The 24433-nt window shown below is 67.4% G+C and carries 21 protein-coding genes; 7 read left to right on the plus strand and 14 right to left on the minus strand.

Annotated features, from left to right (window positions below):
* The first annotated feature begins 58 nt into the window (after positions 1–58).
* Positions 59–1465, plus strand: a complete 1407-nt coding sequence (locus NTY77_01940) for a radical SAM protein (GenBank protein ID MCX5794241.1) — start codon at positions 59–61, stop codon at positions 1463–1465.
* 24 nt (positions 1466–1489) lie between these two features.
* On the opposite strand, the gene NTY77_01945 is transcribed toward NTY77_01940, so the two are convergent.
* The 4 genes from NTY77_01945 to NTY77_01960 form a co-directional block, all read right to left on the minus strand.
* On the minus strand, positions 1490–1912 hold the full coding sequence (locus tag NTY77_01945) for a prepilin-type N-terminal cleavage/methylation domain-containing protein (protein ID MCX5794242.1): 423 nt from the start codon (positions 1910–1912) through the stop codon (positions 1490–1492).
* A gap of 115 nt (positions 1913–2027) precedes the next feature.
* On the minus strand, positions 2028–2933 hold the full coding sequence (locus NTY77_01950; protein MCX5794243.1) for a LysR family transcriptional regulator: 906 nt from the start codon (positions 2931–2933) through the stop codon (positions 2028–2030).
* Positions 2934–2955: 22 nt separating this feature from the next.
* Positions 2956–3576 carry a hypothetical protein gene (locus tag NTY77_01955; GenBank protein MCX5794244.1) on the minus strand — a complete coding sequence of 207 codons (621 nt, stop codon included), beginning with the start codon at positions 3574–3576 and terminating at the stop codon, positions 2956–2958.
* Positions 3577–3641: 65 nt separating this feature from the next.
* Positions 3642–7439: a PAS domain S-box protein gene (locus tag NTY77_01960; GenBank protein ID MCX5794245.1), complete on the minus strand. Its 3798-nt coding sequence runs from the start codon at positions 7437–7439 to the stop codon at positions 3642–3644.
* A gap of 98 nt (positions 7440–7537) precedes the next feature.
* Here NTY77_01960 and NTY77_01965 point away from each other — a divergent pair, with 98 nt between their 5' ends.
* Together NTY77_01965 and NTY77_01970 are read left to right on the plus strand one after the other, a co-directional pair.
* Positions 7538–8578, plus strand: coding sequence for an NAD(P)-dependent alcohol dehydrogenase (locus NTY77_01965; GenBank protein ID MCX5794246.1), 1041 nt, complete (start codon positions 7538–7540; stop codon positions 8576–8578).
* A 6-nt stretch (positions 8579–8584) separates the two neighbouring features.
* On the plus strand, positions 8585–9694 hold the full coding sequence (locus NTY77_01970) for a hypothetical protein (GenBank protein ID MCX5794247.1): 1110 nt from the start codon (positions 8585–8587) through the stop codon (positions 9692–9694).
* On the opposite strand, the gene NTY77_01975 is transcribed toward NTY77_01970, so the two are convergent.
* The 5 genes from NTY77_01975 to NTY77_01995 all read right to left on the minus strand — a co-directional run bounded on the left by NTY77_01975 (position 9681) and on the right by NTY77_01995 (position 14427).
* A complete protein-coding gene (locus NTY77_01975; GenBank protein ID MCX5794248.1) occupies positions 9681–10571 on the minus strand; it encodes a DUF4340 domain-containing protein in 891 nt (296 codons plus the stop codon). The genes NTY77_01970 and NTY77_01975 overlap by 14 nt on opposite strands.
* Entirely contained in the window at positions 10561–12108 is a 1548-nt protein-coding gene (locus NTY77_01980) for a GldG family protein (GenBank protein MCX5794249.1), read from the minus strand. The genes NTY77_01975 and NTY77_01980 overlap by 11 nt, the downstream gene beginning before the upstream one ends.
* Positions 12109–12846, minus strand: coding sequence for an ABC transporter permease (locus NTY77_01985; GenBank protein MCX5794250.1), 738 nt, complete (start codon positions 12844–12846; stop codon positions 12109–12111).
* Complete coding sequence (locus tag NTY77_01990; GenBank protein MCX5794251.1) at positions 12843–13766, minus strand: ATP-binding cassette domain-containing protein; 924 nt, start codon at positions 13764–13766, stop codon at positions 12843–12845. Before NTY77_01990 ends, NTY77_01985 begins: the two co-directional genes overlap by 4 nt.
* Positions 13767–13848: 82 nt before the next feature.
* Positions 13849–14427, minus strand: a complete 579-nt coding sequence (locus NTY77_01995) for a hypothetical protein (protein ID MCX5794252.1) — start codon at positions 14425–14427, stop codon at positions 13849–13851.
* Positions 14428–14508: 81 nt separating this feature from the next.
* On the opposite strand from NTY77_01995, the gene NTY77_02000 reads away from it, so the two are divergent.
* The gene (locus NTY77_02000; GenBank protein ID MCX5794253.1) at positions 14509–15255 is read left to right on the plus strand and encodes a formylglycine-generating enzyme family protein; all 747 of its coding nucleotides are present in this window, start codon (positions 14509–14511) and stop codon (positions 15253–15255) included.
* On the opposite strand, the gene NTY77_02005 is transcribed toward NTY77_02000, so the two are convergent.
* Positions 15256–16071, minus strand: coding sequence for a hypothetical protein (locus tag NTY77_02005; protein ID MCX5794254.1), 816 nt, complete (start codon positions 16069–16071; stop codon positions 15256–15258).
* Positions 16072–16122: 51 nt separating this feature from the next.
* Complete coding sequence (locus NTY77_02010; GenBank protein ID MCX5794255.1) at positions 16123–18012, minus strand: hypothetical protein; 1890 nt, start codon at positions 18010–18012, stop codon at positions 16123–16125.
* A 155-nt stretch (positions 18013–18167) separates the two neighbouring features.
* Between NTY77_02010 and NTY77_02015 the strand changes: the two genes are divergently transcribed.
* Entirely contained in the window at positions 18168–18728 is a 561-nt protein-coding gene (locus NTY77_02015; GenBank protein MCX5794256.1) for a pseudouridine synthase, read from the plus strand.
* On the opposite strand, the gene NTY77_02020 is transcribed toward NTY77_02015, so the two are convergent.
* Entirely contained in the window at positions 18723–19388 is a 666-nt protein-coding gene (locus NTY77_02020; GenBank protein ID MCX5794257.1) for a hypothetical protein, read from the minus strand. The two genes, NTY77_02015 and NTY77_02020, sit on opposite strands and share 6 nt — an antisense overlap.
* 586 nt (positions 19389–19974) lie before the next feature.
* On the opposite strand from NTY77_02020, the gene NTY77_02025 reads away from it, so the two are divergent.
* Positions 19975–21177: a DUF1343 domain-containing protein gene (locus tag NTY77_02025; protein ID MCX5794258.1), complete on the plus strand. Its 1203-nt coding sequence runs from the start codon at positions 19975–19977 to the stop codon at positions 21175–21177.
* Here NTY77_02025 and NTY77_02030 read toward each other — a convergent pair.
* The gene (locus NTY77_02030) at positions 21174–21794 is read right to left on the minus strand and encodes a YdcF family protein (GenBank protein ID MCX5794259.1); all 621 of its coding nucleotides are present in this window, start codon (positions 21792–21794) and stop codon (positions 21174–21176) included. The two genes, NTY77_02025 and NTY77_02030, sit on opposite strands and share 4 nt — an antisense overlap.
* A gap of 203 nt (positions 21795–21997) precedes the next feature.
* Here NTY77_02030 and NTY77_02035 point away from each other — a divergent pair, with 203 nt between their 5' ends.
* The gene (locus tag NTY77_02035; protein ID MCX5794260.1) at positions 21998–23866 is read left to right on the plus strand and encodes a protease-like activity factor CPAF; all 1869 of its coding nucleotides are present in this window, start codon (positions 21998–22000) and stop codon (positions 23864–23866) included.
* 1 nt (position 23867) lies between these two features.
* On the opposite strand, the gene NTY77_02040 is transcribed toward NTY77_02035, so the two are convergent.
* Positions 23868–24433 (minus strand): HEAT repeat domain-containing protein (locus NTY77_02040; protein ID MCX5794261.1); only part of this gene is annotated, 566 nt, incomplete at its 5' end.

Here is a 24433-nt window from a genome sequence, read left to right on the forward strand (position 1 = left end):
CGGCCGGTCGTGAATTGATTTCCAACTCAGGGGCCGTCATGCTACTATAGCGGCGTCGATGAGGATCCTCCTGACCACCTTGCCGGTGACCCGGCGCGAGTGCCCACCCTACGAGCTGGCCATGACGGCCGCCGTGCTGAGGTCCCATGGCCATGAGACCGTCGCCTTGGACCTCAACAACGAGGTCTTCCATAAGCTCTATCGGCAGCGGAAGCTCTGGAAATACACCAAGTATGATCTCAAGCATCGGCGGCTGCGAGACGCCGGGCCTCACCTTCAAGACTTCCAGCTCGGCCCGCTGCGGGACCGCATCCTGGGGCAGCGTCCGGAGCTGGTGGTCTTCAAGAGCGGCACGCTCAACGTCGACACGACGGCGGCGGTCGCCCGCATGCTCAAGAACGCCAACCCGTCCTTGCCTCTTGTTTTCACGGGCCGGCGGATCGTCAGCCAGGAGACCAGCGGCTGGGCCGGATCGTCGGCGGCTCCTTTCGACTGCATCATCTGGGGCGAAGATGACGTGGCCTTGCCGAAGCTCCTGGACGGCCTGGGAGGGCCCTGCCGCGGCGAGAGCTTGATCGAGGGTCGGTCTTTTCCCGTCGCGAATCTGGACGACCTTCCCTTCCATGATTTCAGCGACTACCCATTGAGCCAATATGGCTCGCCCGGCCAGCTGGAATTCCGGGTCAACCGCGGCTGCACCTGGGATTGCCGGTTCTGCATCGAATGGCTGTTGGATGGGAAGTACCGGACCATGAGCGGGAAAAGGATATTCGAGGAATTCCGGCATCAGTCCCTGGCCCTGCCCTCGGTCAATCGGGTGCGCTTCGACGACCCATCGCTCAACGCGGACATGCAGGTCTTGACGGAGTTCGCCCGGCTCATGAAGGAGCAGCGCCCCCCCTTGAGCATCTGCGCCTGGCTGGGGCAGGCCATGCTGCGCTCCGAGATGACCTTCGCTGTCCTGCGCCTGCTGCGTGAGGGCGGCTGCATCCAGCTGAACTATGGGCTGGAGAGCGGCTCCGAGAGAGTCCTCGCGGACATGGGCAAGCGCTTCTCACTGGAAGTCGCGGAAGAGGTCATCCGGAACACTCATCTTAACTCGATCATTTGCGCGGTGAATCTGGTCATCGGCTTCCCCACCGAGAGGCGCGCGGATTTCGCGCAGACGATCGCTTTCGTGAAAAGGAACCGCGCCCACATCCACCACGTCGCGACGGCGTTCGTCGGCTGCCGCATCGAGAAGGGCTCGTTCCTGGACCGGCATCAGGAGCGCTTCGGCCTGACCTCCTGCGATGTCGAGCGTTGGGAGACCCGCGACGGTCAGAACACTTATCGCGAGAGGGTGGACCGGTTCCGGGAACTCTGCGAAGCCTGCATCGAGATGGGCCTTCCTGTCGGAGCCCACGGCCGCTGGATCAGGAACTCCAAGAACCTAGCGGACGTGCTGGAAGAAATCAGCTTCTAGCCCGCTGGCGATCCGGCGGCGAGGTCATTTCGGCAGCAAGTCGTTTATGGCGTTGGCGGAGTTGGAGCTGAAGTTCCCGGTGAGCGAGTTGAAGGTGACCGTGTAAGCGCCGTAGGCGGTCGGCGCTCCCGCCTTGCGGGTGAAGACGACCGTCCAACCCGCGGCGGCGGCCCCGCCTGTCACGGTCGCGGCATTGTCGAAGTATTTGAATTTGGGCACGCCGGTGTCCATCACGTTGGCGTCGCCGGCGTAGGAGCCCCGGTACAGGCAGTACCGCTCCTGGGCCCGCCTCAGGGTGCCCGTATAAGCCACCGCCTCGGCGACGCGGCCCTTCTCCACGACCTTGAAGTACTGCGGGACGCCGACCGAGGCGAGGATGCCGATGATGAGGACCACCACCAGCAACTCGATGAGCGTAAAACCCCGGAGGCGTCCGCCGGTCTTCATGGCATTTGACCTGGGCCCCTATTGACCATTATGCGGTGGTTTGGGCGTTTGATTAAGACGATAATAGCCATATATCCCATGCCTAATAGCCATGAGCGGCGGCGAGGGCCAGGCGTCAGCGCTTCGGGCTCAGCCTGAATCTCGTCATCAGCGTGTCCACCACAGCCTGCGCCTGCGCGCTGGAGCACGGCTGCTGGCTGCACAGGAGCCAGAGGTTCTCCCGGATCCCTATGGGACGGCTGTGCAGCTTGACCACCCGTCCTCGCTCCAGATGGTCGCTGATCCCTATGGGATCCAGCACCCCGACGCCCTCCCCGGCCAGGACCATGGCGAAGATCAGGTCGGGGCTGTCCAGCTCGGCCACGATGTTGGGCACGATCTTGTTGCTGCGCAGGAAATAGTCCGCCGCCTTGCGCAGGGGGTTGTCGGCCGACCGCAGCATGAGCGGCACCCGGGCCAGGACGCCTGGAAAATCCTGGCCCTTCAGCTTGGCCGAGGCGACGAAGTAGTGCGGGATGCTGGCGACCAGTTTGGCCCGGCAATCGCGGCCCAAGACGGATGAAAGATCCGTATCCGCCAGCACGATGTCGACGGCCCGCCGGTCGAAGAGCTGCTTGAGATCGTCGGGACTGCCGGAGACGACCTTGACCGTGACCGGCCCCTTGAGACCCTTGATGAAGCGGGTCAATGACAAGACCTTGTCCCGGGCGATGGAGCGGCTGACCGCCAGCCTGACGCTCGGGGAATGCGCCGCGGCATCGCTGCGCAGGAGCGCGACCAGCTCTTCCACCTGGGGGAATACGCGGTCGCAATAAGCGAAGGCGAGCCGGCCTTCCCCGGTCAAGGTCACCCCGTATCGCGTCCTGACCATGAGGCGCTTGCCCAAGGTCGTCTCCAACTGCCTAAGCTGCTTGCTCAGGGTGGACTGATTCAGGAACAGGCACTTGGTCGCGGAGGTGATGCTCCCGGACTTCGCTATGACCCAGAAATAGTAGAGCTGGTGGAGGTTGACCGGGATCATGGCCGATATCTGTCAGCCGTCGCTATGGCGTGACGTTCTTGGTGAAGAATGCGTATTCGGTCCCGCCGCTCACCGAGCCGCCCAGTTCGCTCCGCCAGACGTGCTTGAGCAGGAGGGTGTTGTCGGCCGCCTTGCGCGCCTCGTAGCGGGAGAATCCCTTCTCGTATTCAGGCAGGATCCTCTCGAAGGCGGCCCCGGCGGGGCCGAACTGCGGCGCGGTCCAGTTCTTCTCGTCGTCCTTTATGAAGATCGCCACTCCGGCGGCGAGGTCGGCGTCCAGGTTCTCGTAAAAGGTCGGCCCGGCGTAGAGCACCAAGGCCACGAGCTTGTCCGCGCCCGCCAGCAGCACCGAGCCGGGGTCGTCGGGGAAGGACTGGTCGAATATCCTGCCGGCGCGCCAGCCCGCCAATTCTTCCTTCTTGGGCGCGGTCCCTTTCGCGAAAGCCGCGGCCAGCCGCTTGAATTCGTCGGCCGCGGCCATGACGGCCTGCCTGCGCTGGGCCAAAGCCGCGGGCGCGATGGAAAGGGGCTTGTCCGCTGCCAGGGAGCGCGCGAAGTCCCGGCCAGCGCCGGCGGCTAGGCTCTCCAATCCTGCGGCGTGGAGCCTGCCTGCGGTGGAGAGGCCTGCGATGCATGCGAACACGAGAACAGCCTTTTCGGTCATTTTGACCCCCGGGAGGATGCGATCCGTCCCAATTCTAACTCCTTTCAGCGCCGTCCCGCCAGCGCCCGCAGAGCCTCCAGGATCCGGAGCGGCTCGATGGGCTTGGTCAGGTACGCCTGGAAGCCGGCCGCGAGCGCGCGGGCGCGATCCTCCTCCCGGGCCAGGGCGGTCAGCGCGGCCGCCGGCATCGAGCCGAGCTTGCCGCCGCGGCGGCGCACCTCCCGGATCAGGGCGCAGCCATCCTCCCGGGGCAGGGCGATGTCGCAGAGCAGCAGGTCGGGCACGGACCGCTCCAGGCTGGCCAGGGCGGCCTCGGCGTCGGCCGCGCTCGCGACCCGGGCCCCGTAGCGCGCGAGCAATTGCTCGAGGAGTCGGCGCGTGTCAGGGTCGTCTTCGACGAGCAGCACGTCCAGGCCGCCGAGGCTATGGGCGTCCGGCGCGGCCGGGGGCGCCGGCGCGGCCTGGCCCTCCGGCGGCAACGCCGCGGCGGGCAAGCGCACGGTGAAGGCCGCGCCGAGGCCTGGGCCCGCGCTGGCCGCGGCCACGGTGCCGCCGTGGAGTTCCACGATGCGTTTGACGATGGCCAGGCCCAGGCCCAGGCCCCGATGCTCGCGGATGAGGGGTTCCTCTCCCTGGCGGAAAGGCTCGAAGACGTGCGGGAGGAATTCGGGCGGGATGCCCTGGCCGTTGTCTTGCACCTGGACCACGGCCTGGTCGCCCTCCCGGCGCAGGCAGACGCGGATCTCCCCCCCGTCGGGCGTGAACTTGAGGGCGTTATGCAGGAGGTTGCAGAACACCTGCTGCAGCCGCCCCGAGTCTCCCATGACTCCGGCCGGACCTTGCAGGTCGCGCACTAGGCGGATGGAGCGGCTCCGCGCCAGTGGGCCCAGCGACTCGCAGGCCGAGTCCAGGATGGCGCTCAGGTCGAAGGTGGCGCGATTCAAAGTGAACTGCCCGCGGGAGAGGCTCGAGACGTCGATGAGGTCCTCGATGATCTGGCGCTGGGCTTGCAGGTTGCGCATGATGATGTCTACGGCGTTCTGGCGATCCTCCTCCCCGAGCTGGCCCGAGCGCAGCAGCCAGCTCCAGCCCAACACGGCGGTCAGAGGGGTGCGCAACTCGTGGGAGACGATGGCCAGGAAATCGTCCTTGGCCTTGTTGGCGGCCTCGGCCTCGATGCGGGCCGCCTGCTCCGCCTCCAAGAGGCGTACGCGCTCCTCCTCGGCACGTTTGCGCTCGGAGATGTCGGTGAACATCGCAAAGGAACCCTTGAAATGATGCTCATCGTCGAAGATGGGGACAGCGGAAGCATTGGCCCAAATGGTCTGCCCGTCTCTACTGCGGAAGCGGCGTTCGTAATTTTCCGGCAGCCCTTGGCGACGATTCTCCATTTTTTTCAGATGATCGGGCACGTCCTCCTCGAACATGAAGTCGGTCATGGGCTGGCCGATCATGGCTTCTCGGGAGCAGCCGAGCATTTTGGCCATCCTGGCGTTGACGAAGGTTGTCATGGTGTCCGGCCCGAGCGTCCAGATCCCCTCGTTGGCCGTGTCCACTATGCGGCGGTACTTCGTCTCGCTGTCCTGCAGGTCGCGATACGCCAGCAGGATGGATAAGCCGTCGGACAGCCTCCGGCCGATCTCTTGGAGAAGCTTTCCTTCTTCAGGCGTCCATAACCGCGGGTAAGAACACTGGTGAACCCCGAACACCCATGGCTTGCCCGACTTGGGATAAATAGCGACCATCATCTGGGACTTGACGCCGAATTGCTCGGCAGACGCCTGGTTGACGGGTTTTTCCGTCCCGACGGCATAAGTCACGGGTTCAGCGGATTCTAGAGCTTCCCGCAGATTCTGGGCCATGTCCGGGGGCATCGGTAAGTCCACATTCAGCATCTTGGCGCCTGGATATTCAGGCTTGCAGATTTCCATGGGAACCCGAAACGACGGCGCATCCGGGTCGCACGGATAGAAGAGCCAGGCGCGGTCGCAAGCAAAGATAGTGAACACCGCATTGAGGACATTGCTCATCATCTTCTCAAGATCATTGGCTCCCTGTATGGCCCGGTTGACTTGGTCCAGGCTCTCAAAGAAATGAAGATTCGCCCGAAGCTGCTGCTCCATGCGCTTGCGCTCGGCGCGGGTGCGCAGGACCTTGATGCCGAATGCCAGATTGCCCGCCAGTTCCTCCAGGAGACGCACCTCGTCCGGGTTGAAGGCATCGGGCAGAGTGGAGTATATCGTGAGGGCGCCGATGATGTCCTCGTCGTCCTTCAGGGGGAGGGCGAGGCTGGAGTGATAGCCGCGCCGCAAGGCATCGTCACGCCAGGGGGCGACCTTCTGGTCCGTGGTGAAATCGTCGTTGCCGACCCTCCTCCCGCTCCGGAGGGCGGTCCCGGTGGGGCCGCGCCCCCGTTCCGTGTCGGCCCAGGTGATGTCGGCGTTCGCGAGGTAGCCGCTTTCGACCCCGGCCCAGGCTACCGGCCGAACGGTCTTCGCCTCGTCATGCTCGGCATAGCCCACCCAGGCCATGCGATAGCCGGCTTCGTCGCAGATGATGCGGCAGATGTCTTTGAGCAGCGTCTGCTCGTCCTGAGCCCGCGTCAAGGTCTGGTTGCAGTCGCTGATGGCGCGCAGGGCGCGGTTCAGCCGATGCAGGGCTTCCTCGGCTTGTTTGCGTTCGCTGATGTCCTCGATCTGCGAGACGTAGTACATCGGCTTGCCGTCGGCCGAGCGCACAATGCTGGTGTTCAGGCAGGCCCAGACATAGTGCCCGTCCTGGTGGCGGTAGCGCTTCTCTGCCTGCATGCGCGGGATTTCGCCGGCCAGCAAGCGGCGCGCCTCGTCCAGGTTCTTGGACAGGTCTTCGGGGTGCGTCAGTTCTTGGAAGGTCGTCCGTCGCAACTCTTCCTCGGTATAGCCCAGCATCTTGCGGAGGGCTAGGTTGGTCCGCAGCCAGCATCCGTCTGGGGAGAGCAGGGCCATGCCGATGCCGGAGAACTCGAAGGCTTGCCGGAATCGTTCCTCGCTCTCGCGTAGGGTAGCCTCCGTCCGCTTGCGCTCGGTGACGTCCATGAAGAGGCCTATGGTGTGGGCGCGCCCGCCTATGACGAACGGGCCGGACTTGATGTCTGCGAGGAACACGGTCCCGTCCTTGCGCAGGCATGGGAGCTCCGGGGCCAGGAGTTTCTCTCCCCGCGACTGGGCCTCGAACTCCTCTAGGACGCGTCCGATAGACTCTTTCGGATGGATGTCTGCTACGCCGAGCCGCAGCAGTTCATCTGCGGTGTAGCCGAACATGGCGCAAATGGCCGGGTTGGCATACTTGAACCGCTTGGTCTGCGCATCCGCCACCAGGATGCCGTCCCCGGTGCCCTGGAAGATGGCCTTGTACTTGTCCTCGGATTCGCGCAGCGCTTCCTCGGCCTGGCGGCGTTCCGTGATGTCCGTGGCCCAGCCGGTGACGCCGGTGAGGCGGCCCTGTCCGCCGCGGCGGGGAGAGAAGCACATCTCCAGGCTGTGGCCCTTGACGTGGATGACTGTGCGGAAATCCTCGCCGGCCAAGGCCCGCTTGATGAGCTCGACCGCGCGCGGGATGCCCGCGTGCATCTCCGGGATGGACCGGCCGATCGATTCCTTCGGGTTCAGCCCGAGGCGTTCGGCGAGGCCCCCGGCCAGGAGGATCACCTGGCCGCGCGCGTCGAGCTCGAAGAGCATCACGGGCGCGTTGGAGACGGATTCCGTGACGTCTTTGACCGCCCGGGCCTGGGCGGGTCGCCTAGCGCGGGGGCGGCGAGAGGTCTTCTTCATCGGGCGCTTGCGGAACTCCCTTCTGCTTTTCATGCTAGCATGGAAAGCCCCAAACCGGCAAGTCGGTTCCGCCATGATTCATTATCGAGGCCGGGCAGTTTGCTAAGATGAGGCCACAGGAGGACTCCACTATGTCCGAAGCCCGCGGCTATGCCGCCCAGAACGCGACCGCGCCCCTGGCGCCCTTCCGGTTCTCGCGCCGGGAGCCAGGCGCCCACGACGTGCACATCCGCATCCTCTACTGCGGCATCTGCCACTCCGACATCCATCAGGTGCGCAACGAATGGGGCGGCTCCAGCTACCCCATGGTCCCGGGCCACGAGATCGTCGGCCAGGTCACCAAGGTCGGCGGCCAAGTGCGCAAGCTCAAGGCCGGAGACATCGCGGGCGTGGGCTGCCTGGTCGATTCCTGCCGCGTCTGCCCTGACTGCAAACGGAACCTGGAGCAGCACTGCCCGACGCCCTCCTTCACCTACAACGGCACGGAGCAGGACCGCAAGACGCCGACCTTCGGCGGCTACTCCTCGGACATCGTGGTGGCTGAGCGCTTCGCGCTCAAGGTCCCGCCCGGGCTGCCCCTGGAGCGCGCGGCGCCTCTGCTCTGCGCGGGCATCACCACCTACTCCCCCCTCAAACGCTGGAAGGCCGGCCCGGGCCGCCGCGTGGCCGTGCTGGGCCTGGGGGGCCTGGGCCACATGGCGGTCAAGCTGGCCGCGGCCATGGGCGCCGAGGTCGCGGTGCTCAGCGGCTCCAAGTCCAAGGCGGCCGACGCCAAGCGCCTGGGCGCGCACGAGTTCATCCTGACCTCGCGGGAGGGAGCCTTGGCCAAGCAGGCCGGGCGCTTCGACCTCATCATCGACGCCGTCGCGGCCCCGCACGACATCAACGCCGGCCTCGGCCTGCTCAAGGTCGAGGGGACCTTGGTCCTGCTGGGAGTCTCGCCCAAGCCCCTGGAGCTCAACGCCTTCGCTTTGATCGGCGGCCGCCGGAACCTCGCCGGCTCTCTCATCGGCGGCATCGCCGAGACCCAGGAGATGCTCGACTTCTGCGCGCGTCACAAAACCCCCTGCGACGTGGAGGTCATCGCCATGAAGGACGTCAACGCGGCCTACGAGCGCGTGGTCAAGGGCGACGTGCGCTACCGCTTCGTCATAGACCTCAAGACCCTGTAGGCGGGGATGGGCAGGCTCAAGGACGGCGCCAAGAGGTTCGAGCGGGCCGGCAGCGCAGGCCTGCGCGGCCTGTTGCGCGCGGTCCTGCCCAAGCCCCGGCCGGCGCCGGGGCCGCTCGACCGCGGCGCCGTGCGGCGGGTGCTCATCGTCCGGCAGGACAGCCGCCTGGGCAACCTGCTCCTCCTGACCCCCCTGCTCAAGGGCCTGCGGGCGGCCTTCCCCGCCTGCGCCACTGACATCCTGGTCTCCGACGCCTATGGCGAGATCCTGCGCGGAGACCCCGATGTCCATGAGCAGTTCGTCCTGCCCAAGGAGATGTTCTGGCCCGATCCCACGCTGCCCGTTCGGCTCTTGCGCCGCCTGCGCGGCAACCGCTACGACCTGGCCTTCGACGCCTCGGCCATGCACGCCTTCTCCCTCTCCAGCGCGGTCATCACCGCGCTCTGCGGGGCGCGGCGCAGCGTGGGCTTCGACCGCGGCGACGCCAAGGTCTTCCTCAACGAGCTGGTCCCCCAGCCGGCCCTGCCGCTGCATGAGACGCAGATCCAGCTCGGCCTGCTCAGGCATCTCGTCGCTGTGGGCATGAAAGGGCCGGAATCGGCGAAGCCGCAGTGCCACCTCAGCGGCGAGGAGCTGGCCGAGGGCCGGAGGCTCTGGACCTCCTGGGGCCTGGACGCCGACAGCGTGGCCCTGTTCGTGGGCGCGCGCGCCGAGAAGCGCTGGCCGCTGTCGAGCTTCCTGGGCCTGGCGGGCCGCATCTGCGCCGCGGGCCGGCGCTGCGTCCTCTTCGGAGGGCCGGCGGAGAAGACTTTAGGCGAGGGGCTCGGGCTTCCGGCCGGAGCGTCCCTGGCCCCGTCTTTGCCCCTGCGGCGCTTCGCCTCGGTCCTGGCCCAGGCCCGGGCCGTGGTCACGGCGGACACCGGGCCCATGCATCTGGCCGTGGCGCTGGGTGTGCCCACAGTCGAGCTCTTCCTGGGCAGCCCGACCTGGAGCAGCGAGCCGTGGCGCTACGGCTACGGCCATCTGCCCGGCAATCGCGTCATAGATGCCGGGGACCGCAAGGTCGGAGTCGACGAGGTCTGGCAGGCCCTGCAGACCCTTTCTACTTCCGCTTGAGCAGCTTGAGCAGCGAATCCGCCTCGGCCTTGGACACGAAGCCCACGGTCCCCCGCTCGGCCTTGGCGTAGCGGCGTCCCGCCTCCTCCCGGCCGATGAGGACGCGCTCGCTGCGCCCCGCCCCGCCCGCGGTCAAGTCCACGGCCGGCTTGGCGAAGCCCGCCTGGCCCGCCGGGGTGTCTGCGGGGGCGAAGGCGATGAAGCGCAGGGAGGTCGCGGCCAGGACGAGCTCCGCCGCTTGGTCGGCGGAGAGCTTGCGGCCCGCTGCCAGCCAGCTGCCGCTGGAGCTGGCCAAAGAGAAGCTGTCCGGGCCCGCGAACTTCAGGCTCTTGAGGTCTCCCACGGAGACGGACGACACGGCCTTGCTGCGCAGGTCCTCGGCGCTCTGGCGCAGGGCGCGGGGCTTGACGCCTTCCGCCAGATAGACCGCCGCCTCGCGGCTGGGCCGGAAATAGACCGATTCTCCCACTGCCGTCTTGCCGAAGTAGCCGTCGAGCACCGGCGCCGCGCTGGTGCGGCAGTAGACCCGCACCCGGGCCGCGCTGGATTCGTTGACCTCGTAGTCCGCGTAGCCCGATGGCTCGCGGGAGACCTCCGAGCCCAGGGCGAGGCCGCGCAGGCTCTGGGCGAGGCCGTCGGCGGCGCCGTCGTCCGCGTCGTCCTGGACCGGGGCGGTCAGGCGCCAGCTCCCGGCCGCCCGCTCCAGGGCCACGTGCGCGCCGTCGTAGTCCAGCTCTATGCGGGTCAGGTCCGCGGCGCGCAGCGCGCCCAGAGGCCGGGTCGGTTCCGCCGGTGATTGGAGCCGGAACAAGAGCGCCGAGGCCCCGGCCAGCATGGCCGGGAGCAGGGCGAAGAAGGCCAGCCTTTTAGGCGTCATCGAAACTCCGCGCCAGCTCGCGCCTCTGCGCCTTGCTCCGGGCATAGCGCCACAGCCCCGCGGCCACCAAGGCCAGGGGCAGGAAGAGGATGAGCGCGTACTTGGCCGCCAGCATGGCCGCCAGGGGCAGCGGACGCAAAGGCCGATAGGCCGCGGCCTTGGACCGGATGGAGAGCAAGGTCTCGTCCTGGAGCGACCATTCCAGGAGGTTGAGCAGGAAGGCCGTGGTGCCCTCCTTGCCGGAAAACTGCGGCCGGACCTGCTGCGCGGTGCCCACGATGACGACCTGGCCGCGGCGCATCCCAGTCGACGGCGTCGCCTCGGAGAAGTCTCCTTGCAGGACTCCGGCCAAAGAGAAGGGGCCTTGGTCTTTGGAGACCAGAGCCTCGATCGGCGTGGTGGGGTCGGCCGAGGGCTCGGAGCGCAGCCAGCTGGTCTTGGTGGAATCGACGAGGGAGGTGTAGGTCAGACCGGTGCGGCTCTCCGCCTTGAAGCGGATGGGGCTGACGAACGGGAAGCTCAGCGCTTGCAGGCCGCGCACCGCGGGGTGGCCGCGGTCCATGCTGGTCGCGATAGGGATGAAGGGATAATCCACGACGATGATGGAGCGGAAAGGCCCGTAGGGCTGCTCCATCTGGATCTTCTCGCACTGGGCGTCGACCACGAAGCCATCACCCACGTCCAGCCCCCACTGCGCCAAAAGCGTCTCCAGGCCCGTGGGGTTGGGGCGCGCGCGGAAGCTGCGCAGATCCACCTCCCGGCGGGAGAGCAGCAAGCCCAGAGCCTTGCCGGAGCCGACCCAGGCCTGGAGGCGTTCGAGTTCCACGGGCTTGAAGGGCGAGGTCGGGCCCCAGATCCAGAGGGCGCCCACGTCCGCGGGCACGGGCTTGTCCAAAGAGACGGCCTGCGCGTTCATCTGCTCCGAGATCTGGGCGAAGAGCTGCTCGTGGGCCGGGCTGCCGGGCGCGGCCTCGCCGTGGCCGGCCACGAAGCCCACGGTCTTGGTCTTTTCGGAGCTCAGCTTCTTGATGCGGCGGGTGAGCTCGTACTCCAGGTCCGCGACTCCGTTGATGACCGGGATGACCTCGGTCTTGCCCCGGTAGAGGAAGACCACGCCCATCAAGGATTCCTTGACCTCGAATTTCTCGTGGCTGGTCACGCTGAGCTGCAACGGCGCCACGCCGGCCTCCAGAGCCTCGCGGCGGCGCTTCTCGCTCTCGGGGTTGATGAACTCCACCCGGACCCGGCCGCGGCCGGCGCTCTGGTACTCCGCGAGCAGGTCCCGGAGGTACTGCCGGTCGAGGCCGTAGGGCGGGGGCAGGCCCGCGGTGTAGTAAGCTTTGACGGTCAAGGTGCCTTTGAGTCCGCGCACGAGGCCCTTGGTCCCCCGAGATATGGAGTAGGCCTGGTTGGCCGAGAGGTCCGCGCGCGCGAACAGCAGGTAGGAGAGCAGGTTGGCCGCGGCCAGGGCCGCGAGTATGACCCCGGCCCCGGTCCAGGAGAAGACGAGCGCCCTGCGCCTGGCCCGTTCTTCCATTCAGAATCTCCGAGTCTGCAGGCGCTGCACGGTCAGATAGAGGAAGGCGAAGACCAGGCTGGCGAAATAGACCAGGTCCCGCGAGTCCAGCACGCCTTTGGCCAGGTTCTCCAGATGAGAGTCAAGGCCGAGATACGCGACCGCGGTCCCCAGGCCTCCGGGCAGCAGCCCGGCCATCTTGCCCAGGATGAAGAGCCCGAAGCAGACCAAGAACGCCGCCACGAAGGCCATGACCTGGTTCTTTCCCAACGAGGAGGCGAAGAGGCCGATGGCTCCGAAAGCCAGGCCGGTCAGAGCCAGGCCCAGCAAGGTCCCCAGCATCCCTCCCCAATCCAGGCCGGCCGGCGAGGCGCACAGCCAGAGGACCAGGACGTAGAACAGCAGGCCGGCCGCGCAGACCAGGTTCAGGGCCGCGAACCCCAGGTACTTGCCCAACGCGATGTCCCAGTCCTCCAGGGGCAAGGTCGCCAAAGTCTCGAAGGTCCCGGATCTGAGCTCTTCGGCGAGCAGGCCCATGGTCAAGGCCGGGACCAAGAAGGTCAGCAGCAAGGGCACGAACTCGATGAGCCCGCGGATGCTGGCGGCCTTGATGAGGAAGAGCGGCGCGGCGTATAGATAGCCGGTGAGCAGATAGAAGACGAAGAGGGTCACATAGGCGGCGGGCGACTCGAAGTACGAGCGCAGGGTCCGCGCCGCGAGGGCTTTGACCGCGTGGGCCTGGAACAGGCGGTTATTCATTGGTCCAGGGTCAGGGCGCGGAAGATCTCTTCGAGGCTGAGCCTTTCCTGGCGCAAGGACAGGATGGGCCAATCGTGGCTCACCGCCAGGCGGAAGACCTGCTCGCGCAGGTCGGCTCCGGCCGCGGACTCCACGATGAAGCTCCCCCCGGGCTCGCCCGCGACATGGGACGCGCCCGCGACCTGGGTCAGAGCCTGGAGGATATCGTCCTGGGGGCCCTTGAGCTCCACGTGCAGGCGGTTCTTGTCCGCCATGTCGCCGGCCAGCTCCGCGGGGGTGCCGTCGGCCACGATCTTGCCCGCATTGATGATGATGACTCGGTCGCAGGTGGCGGTCACCTCGGGTAGGATGTGGGTCGAGATCAGCACGGTCTTGCGCGCGCGCAGCTCGGAGATGAGGCCGCGCACCTCCAGGACCTGGTTGGGGTCCAGGCCGGTGGTGGGCTCGTCGAGGATGAGGATCTCGGGGTCGTGGATGATGGCCGCGGCCAGGCCCAGGCGCTGGCGGAAGCCCTTGGAGAGCTCGCCGACCTTGGTGCCGACCTCGCGGCGCAGGCCGCAGGACTTGACCACGGCTTTGACGCGGGCCGCGCGGGAGGCGTCGTCGCTGAGGCCGCGCAGGCGGCCGGCGAAGTGCAGGGCTTCGGTGAGCTCGAGGTCCTCCCAGAGCGGGTTGTCCTCGGGGAGGTAGCCCAGGCGGCGGCGCACGGCCAGGGGCTGGTCGCAGACGCTGAGGCCCGCGAGCTCGGCATGGCCTTCGTCGGCGGGCAGATAGGCCGTGAGCAGGCGCATGGTGGTGGTCTTGCCCGCGCCGTTGGGGCCCAGGAAGCCCACGACCGGGCCTTGCGGGATGTCGAAGCTGACGTGGTCGACCGCGGTGCGGTCGCCGAAGCGCTTGGTGAGGTTCTTGGCGAGGATCATGCGTCGGCCGATGACGGCCGGGCATATCTTCTAGCAAATCCGACGACTCTCATGTCAAGCTCAAGCCTAGGGCCATCGTCCGCTAGCCGCGCCGGAGCAGCTTGTTCCTGATCCCGACGGCCAGTAGGACCGCGAGTGCCAGCCCTATCACGACGCAGTCGAAACGGAATCGCCTGTCGAGCTCCGCCTCCCGGCGGTCGGACTCCTCCTTCTCGCGGCGTTTGCGCTCCTGGCCCTCGGGAGAGTACTCCCTCTTCCATTCCTGGGCGTTGCCCGGCCAGCCCTCCATCTGCCTGGCGTGCATCTGCACCTTTTCGTCCGGGTCGTTATGGTGGCGCTGCCAGACCGCCTCGAGCACGGGCCTCACCCTCGATTCGTAATCAGGAAGATCCCAGAGCCGTTGGTCCTGGAGCAAGTCGAGGACTTGGGCGCGCAGCTTCGCGTCGGGATGCTCCATGCAGACGGCCAGGCTGTCCACGAGCGCGGCCGTGGGCCGGGTCTGGAAATCCTTGAGGTCGGCCCGGCAGGCCTTGGCGCGCCGGGAGTAAGCCTCGGCATCGATCTCCAGGGCCGTCCGGCCATCGGGAGATTCCACGACGGCGCGGCCCTTGGGCCACGCGGCCGGCAGCCAGGCCAGGAGCAAGAGCCATGCCGTCGGCATGCCTGCAATCATAGCATCTCCCGCGCCGCGCTCCGGCGGCGTTTTTGTATCATAACCTTGCAGCCCCATAGCGGGCTGGGCATGGAACCCCGCTTATCCCGCCTACCGTCTAGCGCCTGCGTCCTCCTGCTTCTCATGCAGGGCTGCGCCCACCTGCGCCGCCAGCCCAAGGACATGGTCCTGATCCCCTCCGGGGAGTTCCAGATGGGCTCCCCCGAGGGCCAGGGCGAGCCGGACGAGCATCCGAGGCACGAGGTTTTCCTGGACGCCTATTCCATCGACAAGTATCCTGTCACGGTCGCCCAGTATAAGGTGTTCTCTGAGGCGACGCACCGGTCCATGCAGCCCCGCCCGGTCTGGAACAAGGACGACCATCCCGTGGTCTACGTGAGCTGGGACGACGCCGAGGCCTACTGCGCGTGGGCCGGCAAGCGCCTGCCCACGGAGGCCGAGTGGGAGAAGGCCGCGCGCGGCGGGACCGACGCCAAGTACAGCTTCGGCGACGACGAGACCAGGCTCGGCGACTACGCCTGGTATATCGACAACTCCAGCGGGACCACCCATCCCGTGGGCGCCAAGAAGCCCAACCCATACGGGCTCTACGACATGATCGGCAACGTCTACGAGTGGGTCTCGGACCGGTACGGCGAGGATTACTATGGGAAGAGCCCCCCCCGCAACCCGCCGGGGCCCGGCTCGGGCGGCGCGCGAGTCCTGCGCGGCGGTTCCTGGGGCAACACCGCCTACTACTGCCGCAGCGCCAACCGCTACTCCAGCGCGCCGCGGGTCGGCTACGACCTGCGCGGGTTCCGCTGCTCCGGCCGTTAGTCAGCGCGCGCGCTGCTTGGTCCCGGCGGTCTCCCCGCCCATGGTCTTGGGCGCGTAGAGCTCGCGGATGAGCTCCGGCAGCCGGCCTTCTTTCATCGCCTTGCGGATGCGCGCCATCTCCTTCTTGTAGGCGGCCACCTCCGGGTCCGGGTCTTCCGGCTCGTCGCGGGCATCCACCACGCCGCCGCCTGCGAACCTGTGGGTCCAGGCGTACCAGTAGAAGACCTCCGTGACGAAGGCCTCCTGCTCCAGGGGATGGTTCTTATGTCCCCAGTAGCGCCGCTGCATGTAGGCGAGCATGTGGTCGAGCTCGTGCACCATGACCGGCACGATGTACTGGATGGGCAGTCCCCGCAGGTAGAGGTCCTGGAGCTGGGAGTTGAGCGCGATGCGCGGATGCTTGGGGTCCGAGGATGTGAAGTAGCCCAAGGTGTCCGGGGCCATGGGCTCGAAGCTGATGGAGCCCGGGTCGTTGGCGAGCATGGCCTGGGCCAGGCTGGTCATGAAGGGGAGGTTGGGGACATAGGAGGGGACCGTGGCCACCACTGCGGACATGGCCGTGACCAGGTCCGGGACCGTCAGGCGCGGCCGGGCATCCACCTCGGCGCCGGTGCGGGCTCCGAACTCGGCCCTGCTCCCGGATTTCTTCTGTTCGAGCGCCGTGTCGAGCCGAGGCTCTTCTTTGCCCAGGAAGACCTGCGAGCTGTTGAGGTTGACGCGGAACTCCCGAGACCCCTTCTTGGGGCTCGACTGGGAGAGGAGCGCCGCGCCGATTAGAGCGACCAGGCAGCCCGCGATGAGGACCTTGAGGACCATGCCCTAAAAGCATAGCCCGGCCCCCGGCGCGGCGCAAGGCCGCCTGCGGGACTACTTCTGTCCGGCCGCCTGCTTCATCTGGCCGTCGAGGACTCCGTCGATCCTCTTGTCGGTCCAGGCCCGCTCCCCGCTGCGGCGGGAGTTGACCTCGGCCATGACGCTCTCCAGGCTCCCCTTGATGGGGGCGAAGCTCGCCCGGGCCTGGCCGGCCTGGCTCTCCGAGAACATGGTCCCGAAGAAATTCCAGGAGGCGGGCAGCCAGAAGTCGAAGAACACGCTGCCGCTGGAGTTCGGGCCCTTGCCGCTGTTGGCGGGCAGGGCGAAGGTCAGGCCCTCGGCCTTGAGCACCGGGTCCTTGTGCAGCAGCGGGATGATGGTGTTGAGAGCCTTCACCCCGGCCTGCGCGCTGGCCGCCGAGGCGCGGGCTTCCGCTCCTTCCGAGGCCGCCAGGGCCTTGAAGGTCGCGCTGTGGTCCTCGTAGTGCGAGCCGGTCTTGCGGCCCTGGCCGTCGTAGTCGTCGACCAGGACGCTCTCGTTCTGCGAGGCCAGCAGCAGGTTGAAGGCGCGGTTGTGCTCGTGGGAGGACATGTCCGCCATGTCCTTGTCCACCTGCTGCGCCATCTCGACTGCGGACTTGAGCGTGCCGTCGGCCGCCTGGTTGAGGGTGTCGAGGTGGGCGAGGTGGCCTTGGTACTCCGTATCCTTGGCCGTCAGGCGGTCCGAGACGCGGCCGCGCATGGCGCCATTGGTCTTCTCAAGGAGGGCTTTCTCCGGCGCGATCTCCGCGGACTTGAACTCGTTGAGGTCCGTCTGGGCGCGCTTGGTCATCTCCTTGAGGCGGCCGCCGAAAAGGCCGGGCACGCTCGCGTCGAAGCGGGAGATGTCCTTCTCATAGCGGCCGGCGGCGGCGTCCTCGCGTCCGATCTCGGAGCGCATGGACTTCAGGCTCAGCGCCAGAGCTCCCTCGGACTCGGTCTGCTTGGCCTGGGACTCGAGACCGGTGAGCTGGGACTGCCAGACGGCGGGCGGCTGGCCGCCCACGCGCTTGGCCGGGTCCTGGGAGACCGCGTTCTCGTTGATCTCGGAGCGGGCGGCGACCAGGCCGTCGAATGCGGCGTAGGTCTGGGCTGACTGGACCGGCAGGCTCTTGCCGTCCGAGAGCGTCACGCTCCTGGAGCCCGCGCTCTGGGCGTTGGCCACCCGCTCGTCCATGCGCTGCTGGCGGCCGCGCGCCTCGGTCTTGATCTTCTCCAGGGCCGCGGGGTCGTTGTCGCGGCGGGCCTTCTCCAGAGCGATGATGTCCTGGTTGCTCTTGGAGTTCTGCCAGGTGTCGTTCTTGCTCTTGCCGCGCAGCCAGAGGTAGACGCCGGTCCCGGCCGCGACGACCGCCGCGACGATGGCGACCACCACGATGACGGGGATGACGGCTGCGTGCTCGCTGGGAGACTGGGGCGCGGGCACGGCGGAGGCCTTCTTCTGGCCTGGGGTCGTCGACGCCTGGAGGCCGGTCCCGGATTCCGAGGTCTCTTCGCCCAGGACCGGGCCGGAGCCATCGCGGCGCGTCTGGTCCCCGTCGTAGTAGCCGCCCAAAGCGGTCTGGCCTCCGGCGAAGGTGAGGCCCTTGCCCATGTCGCTCAGGACCGCGTCCGCCGACGTTTGGGCGGCGTTCGGCGCAAAGCCCTCTTCAGGCTGGAGCGCCGTCACATCGGGAGTCGCGGGCAGCGCCGTGGTGCTGGGCAGGCGCTTCTTGACCTGGCCGCCCGGCAAAGGGACGGGCTGGAAATTCTTCTGGATGGGGTCCGTGATGGTCTTGGAGGAGAGCGGGGCGGCTCCCGGCAGGCGCTCGATGGGTTGGGGAGCGGAGCCGGCGTACATGGCGGCCTGGGCTACGGAACCGTGGACCATGGCGGCGGTCAGGACGGACGCCAAGAGCGTACGCATGATTTTCATATGGTGGATGACCTCCATGAGGACCTTATCCTATCATCCGGAGCCGGTTCGCGGCATGAGAAGAACGGCCCAAATCCGGCTCGGCAAGGGCCCCGGCCGTTGTTGGGCCTTTTGGGAGCGGCCGGTCCTATAATAGAATCTCCTTGATGAAGCGGGTCATACTCTTCTACAAGCCCTACGGCGTCTTGTCCCAGTTCACGGCGCATGACGGGCATCCCGGCCTCTCCGGCTTCGGCCTGCCCGCGGGCGTCTACGCGGCCGGAAGGCTGGACCGCGACAGCGAAGGCCTGCTCTTGCTGACCGACGACGGCCGTCTGCAGAGGCGCCTGACGGACCCTCGCTTCGGCCACCCGCGGACTTATTGGGCGCAGGTCGAGGGGACCGTGACGCCGCAGGCCCTGCAGCTTCTGGCGCGAGGGGTGCGTCTGTCGGACGGGCCGACCCGGCCTTGCCGGGCGCGGCTCATGGAGCGGGCGCCGCAGCTCCCGGCGCGGGAGCCCCCCATCCGTTTTCGCAAGAGCGTCTCCACGGCTTGGATCGAGCTCGTCTTGACCGAGGGCCGCAACCGTCAGGTGCGGCGGATGACCGCGGCCGTGGGCCTGCCCACGCTGCGTCTGGTGCGCTCCGGCATCGGCCGCTTCAGCCTCGCGGCTCTGGCGCCCGGGACTTGGCGGCAGGTGGCGGCCCGGGACTCTTCGGGCCTATAGGTCGTTCTGGACGTCTTGGATCTTCTGCCGGCGCTTCTTCTCCTCCAAGCGCTTGCGCTCTTCTTCCTGGCGCTGCTCCCGTTTGGCGGTGGCGGCGATATCCTTGTAGATCACCACGAGCGAGGAGCTGGGATAGACCCATGAATCATGCTCGCCGCCCTTTTCCGGGCGCTTGGGGTCGCGCATCCGGAGCTCGATCTGGGATGTCCCATCGTTCCAGGTGACGATCTTCAGTGACTTGCCGTCCTTGTCCGAGTAGCCGGCCTCGTTCTTGCCGGGGCCGAACTTCCGCTCCAGGCCGTCCAGAACGGCCTCCGCGGACTGCTGGTCGTCGTCCGCGGCGACGGGCTTGTAGATGGCCTGATAGAACTGGTCATGATCGAAATTGCAGGTCACCTTCCGGCCGTCGCCAAGGTCCAGCCGGAGGATCTTCTCGACGTTCGGCAGCCGGGTCTCGTATTCCAGGCGGCCCGCCAGCCGTTTCTTGACCTCGACTATGGGCATCCCCCACTTGGCGTCCCGGTAGCCGCCGCCCAGACGCCCGTATTCTTTGGGCGCTTGCTGGGGGCCTTGAGCGACGGGCTGGCCTTGGCCTGCGGCGAAGGAGGCGCTGAGCAGCGCGGCTGCCGCGGCGACGAAGAGAACGGGTGTCCTGTTCATGACGGCCTCCGAGTCCGGCATCATATTAGGAGCTTAGCAGGAGTGTATCAAATTCTCATTGCGGCCCGCTCCGGCCGCGGGATTCGGGTGCGGGGAAGATTTGTAGGTAACCTCAGGCATGGGCGAAGGAGCCGGCCCCCCACATGTAGTCTCATTGCTTTTTGAGCACGGCCACTATTAGCTGAAGGGCGGCGTCCTCCTTGTCTGTGCAGTCGCACCGCGCTCCAGCACTGCAGGAATTCGCTGCCCCGCTCGAAAGGGACTACCGAGTCCTCCAGCCAGAATCGCATGCAGGGGCCCGATGTTTATATCTTCCCGGATATAATCACCTTCAACGTGCAAGTGATTATGTCGTCCAGCGCATGAAAAGAACGCGCGACTCGCAGAGTCGCGCGGAACCGCCCCTGCCCGCAGGGCAGGGACGGCAGAGGGCTATCCCCCGGGGTTCTTCCGTCCCGACGCTGCGCGTCGGGACGGTGGCGCCCGGCACAACGACCGCCGGGCGCTCGTTTATACGGAATACCTGCAGGCTACCTACAATGCTTCCCCGCGCCCCGGGATTCTGTGGTATCATTGACGAAGCGTCATGAAGGCCCAGACCTCGCTGCTCCCGGCGCTGACCCTCGCCTTGTTCGCCGCGGCGCGGCCCGCGGCCGCCTTCATGGCCGGCATCGACGCGCTGGAGCGCTCCGACTTCGCGGTCCTGCAGGGCAAGCGGGTCGGGCTCATCACCAACCAGACCGGCGTGGACCGGCAGGGCCGCAGCACCGTGGACGTGCTCTTCGCTTCCCGGAACCTGTCCTTGGTCGCACTCTTCAGCCCCGAGCACGGATTCCGCGGCGACCAGACCGGCGGCGACTCGGTGGGCGATTCCACGGACCCGGTCACGGGCCTGCCGGTCTACAGCCTCTACGGCAAGACCCACCGCCCCACCAGCGAGATGCTCCGCGGCGTCGACGTCCTGGTCTTCGACATCCAGGACGTGGGGGCGCGCTTCTACACGTACCTCACCACCATGGCCCTGTGCATGGAGGAGGCCTCCAAGCGCGGCATCGATTTCGTGGTCCTGGACCGCCCCAACCCTTTGGGCGGAGAGGTCCTCGAGGGGCCGGTCCTCGAGGGGCCCTTCGATTTCACGGGCTACTTCCCCGTGCCGGTGCGCCACGGGCTGACCCCCGGCGAGATGGCGCGCCTGCACGCGGATGTCAAAGGCCTCAAGCTCAAGCTCACCGTCGTCTCCCTGCAGGGCTGGACCCGCGAAATGCACTACGACCAGACCGGCTACGCCTGGGTCAAGCCCTCGCCCAACCTCCGGGATCTCGACGCGGCTTTGCTCTATCCCGGCCTGGGCTTGTTCGAGGCGAGCAACATGTCCGTGGGACGCGGCACCGACTCCCCCTTCCTCTGGTTTGGGGCGCCCTGGCTGGACTCGGCGCGCTTGGTCAAGACTCTGCGGGCCGCCGGCTTGCCCGGGCTGAGCTTCACCGACGAATCCCGGACCCCGGGCGAGGACCTCTACTCGGGCCGGGCCTGCTCGGGCGTGCGCATCGAGGTCCTCGACCGCGGCCGGGTCCGCTCGCTGGACGTCTTCGTCCACGCGGTGGCCGCCTTGCGCGATCAGAAGATCTCCGACTTCCAACTCCAAGCCCGGGAGTCCGCGCTGATGGTGGGCAGCAACATCTACAAGGCCGTCTTCGAGTCCAAGGACCCGGCCGGCAGGATCCTGGCGGATTTCGAGGCCAGTTGGCGCCGGTTCGACTCGCAGCGCCAGAAGTACCTCCTCTACTAGGGCTCTTTGCCGAAGGGAGAGCCCGCCAGGTAGTTGGCCAGCTTGAGCATCTCCATGACGGCATTGAGGGTGAGGGTCTTGTGGCGCCACCAGCGGCGGTCGAAGGTCTCGTAGGGGGTGGGGCAGACGATGACCCGGGCGCCGGGCAGCCGGCGCCGGAAGATCAGGCGCGCCCGGCGCGCGTGGCAGCGAGAGGTGACCAGGAGTATGGTCTTGCCGCGGCTGGCGTACTCCCGGGCCAGCGCTTTGGCCTCGTCGTTGGTGCTGTTGAGGTCTTGGCCGTAGAGGCGGATGGCCTTCTCGGGGACCCCTTTCTTGAGCAGGATGGCGTGGTTGACGTCGGTCTCTCGCGGCAGGGCGACGCCGAGGCCGCGCACCAGCGCCTCGCCTTCGTCGGGCAACAGTCTCCCGTGCCAGACCTCGGGCGCCAAGCCCTGGCGGTAGAGGTCCGCGCCGTAGATGGGGCGCGCGAAGCCCCCCCCCAGGACCACGATGATGTCGCTTCCGCGCGGTGCGTCGCCGCAGTCGAGCCACCAGCCGACGCCGGCCAAGGTCGAGGCGAACAACACGGCCGCGGCGAGGAGCGCGCCGCAGAAGAGGAGGGCTCTCCGATGCATGAGGGGATTATACCGTATTAGGCCCTGCGGCTGGAGCATCTAGGCCCTTTGGGGAAGCCGCGGCGTGGGCCCAAGGACCCTCGTGCGCCTGGGCCCATTAGTACTACAATGGGCCTAACCTGTAATCCTTGAGATATGGTCAAGGAGATCCACCCCCGGGCCCAATCCGGGGTCACCAGGGCGAGCCGCAAGGAGCGCGAAGAATGAAGAAAGCCCTGGTGAGGTCCTTGGCCGTGGCCGTGTCCGTCTCCATCCTGGTCCCCGCGCCCTCTCAAGCCGCCATCGCCGCCTCCTTGCAGGCCTTCACACAGAGGCTGGCCTCGGGCGACGCCGCCGCCGCTCTGGGCGCGGCCTATGACAAGAGCGCCCCGGCCAAGTCCGCGGCCTTCAGCGCAACCACCTTGCCTTCTCCTCAGCCCATCAGCCGCCAGCAGCTCAAGACCGCGATGCTGCAGAACCTCGACGTGATCCAGAACTCCTTCTCCTCCCAGTACGGCCCCGGCCAGTGGAAGCAGGAGCACGGCTGGGACCTCGATGCGGCCATCGCCCAGGCCAAGAAGCAGGTCGCTGACGCGCCCAGCCTGACCATGGACCAGTACCACGACATCCTGCGCGGCTTTTTCAACTCGGTCAAGGACTACCACGTCAGCGTGCAGTTCGACGCCACCGAGGCCTCGTCTTTGCCGTTCATGGTCAGCGGCGCGGGCGGGCGCTATTACATCCAGTGGATCGACCGCAAGAAGCTGCCGGAGAGCGTCTTCCCCTTCCACGAGGGCGACGAGTTGGTGTCCTTCGGCGGCCGCAAGACCGCCGACGTCATCGCGGGCCTGCAATCCAAGCTGGGCGGCAACACCTCCCTGACGGATCGCGCTTTGGCCAGCATGTCCTTGACCAGCCGCAGGGCCGCCTCGGGCGGCGGCGTGACCAAGGGGCCGGTCTCGATAACCGTCAAGCCGCAAGGATCGGACCAGCCGGTCACCACCCAACTGGCCTGGAACTACGTGCCGGAGTTCATCTCGGACCCCAAGACCATGTCGGCCATGGGCTGGGGCGGCAGCCAGAGCGCGCGCGTCCCCATGACCTGGACGACCAACGCCCTCTCCCCCGTGGCCGAGTCCTATGCCGGCCCGAACGCGGCCAACCCGTTGGCCTTGGGCGGGCGGGACGGCTTCCTGCCGGCCTTGGGCGAGAAGACCTGGGAGTCGGGGGCGGACGCGGTCTTCAAGGCCTACGTCTACAAGACTCCCGCCGGCCGGTCCGTGGGCTACGTGCGCATCCCTTCCTATGAGGTGGACGACGCCAAGGCCGCGGTGGCCGAGTTCGCGGAGCTGGCGGCGCGCTTCCAGGCCGGGACCGACGCCTTGGTCATCGACGAGACCAACAACCCGGGCGGCGCGGTGCTCTACCTCTACGCTCTGGTCTCCATGCTCACCGACCGGCCCCTGGCTCCCCCCCGGCACAAGGTGGCCATCACCCAGGACGACGTGGCCCAGGCCATCCAGTACATCAAGCTGTCGCAGCTGGTCAAGTCCGACGCGGACGCGCAGAAGGTCCTGGGGGGCACGGACGCGCAGGGCTATCCGGTGGACCTGGAATTCTTCCAGAACACGGTGGAGTACTCGGCGTTCGTGATGGACCAGTGGAACCAGGGCAAGACTCTGACCGACCCGGTCTCCATCGAGGGGGTCAAGCAGATCCGGCCTTCGGCCGCGGCGCGCTACACCAAGCCTCTGCTGGTCCTCATCAACGAGCTGGACTTCTCGGGCGGCGACTTCTTCCCGGCCATCATGCAGGACAACAAGCGGGCCACGCTCTTCGGCACGCGCACGGCCGGGGCGGGCGGGTTCGTGCGCGAGGTGAAGTTCCCCAACACCGTGGGCGTGGCTGGTTTCTCCATGACCGGCTCCATCGCGGTGCGCGCCAACAACCAGCCCATCGAGAACCTGGGCGTGACCGCGGACATCCAGTACCAGCCGAGCTCGGCTGACCTGCAGGGCGGGTTCCAGGAGTACGCCAAGGCGGTCAACAAGGCGGTGGCGGGCCTGCTGGGCTCGTCGGTCGCGGGCCGCTGAGCTAGAAGAAGTTGTGGCGGGCCGCCGCGGCCTCGGCGGCCTTGCGCACGTGGGCGTTGCGGTCGCGCACCAGGCGCCGCAGCTCCGGCAGGTCGGCGCTCTGGGCGAACTCGCCGAGCAGCTCGCAGGCCCAGACGCGCAGGCGGGGCGCCGCGTCGAGCTTCCAGCGGTCGAAGAGGCGGCGCCAGGTCCGCTCCGAGGCGGTGCGCCGCAGAGTCCGCTCCGCCTCCTTGCGCACGAACTCCGCCTTGTCCTTGCGCGAGAGGGTCCAGACCGTCTCGTGATCATCCGGCGACCAGAGCTCGGCCAGGGCGCGCACGGCGTGGAAGCGCACCTGGGGCTCGGACGAGGCCAGCAGGGCGGCTAGGCGAGCCCGCGCCGCGCTCAGCCGCAGGCGGCCCGCGGCGTCGCAGGCGGTGCGCACGATCTGGGGCACGGGGTCGGCCAGCGCGGCGATGACGAGCTCCGCGGCTTGCGCGCCCAGCGGATGAGATCCGAGCCCCTGCACGGCCAGGTTGCGCAGGCTCCACTCCGGGTTCTTGGCCAGTTCGGCCAGCAGGGCCAAAG

The sequence above is a fragment of the Elusimicrobiota bacterium genome, assembly GCA_026388095.1.
GTDB lineage: Bacteria > Elusimicrobiota > Elusimicrobia > UBA1565 > UBA9628 > UBA9628.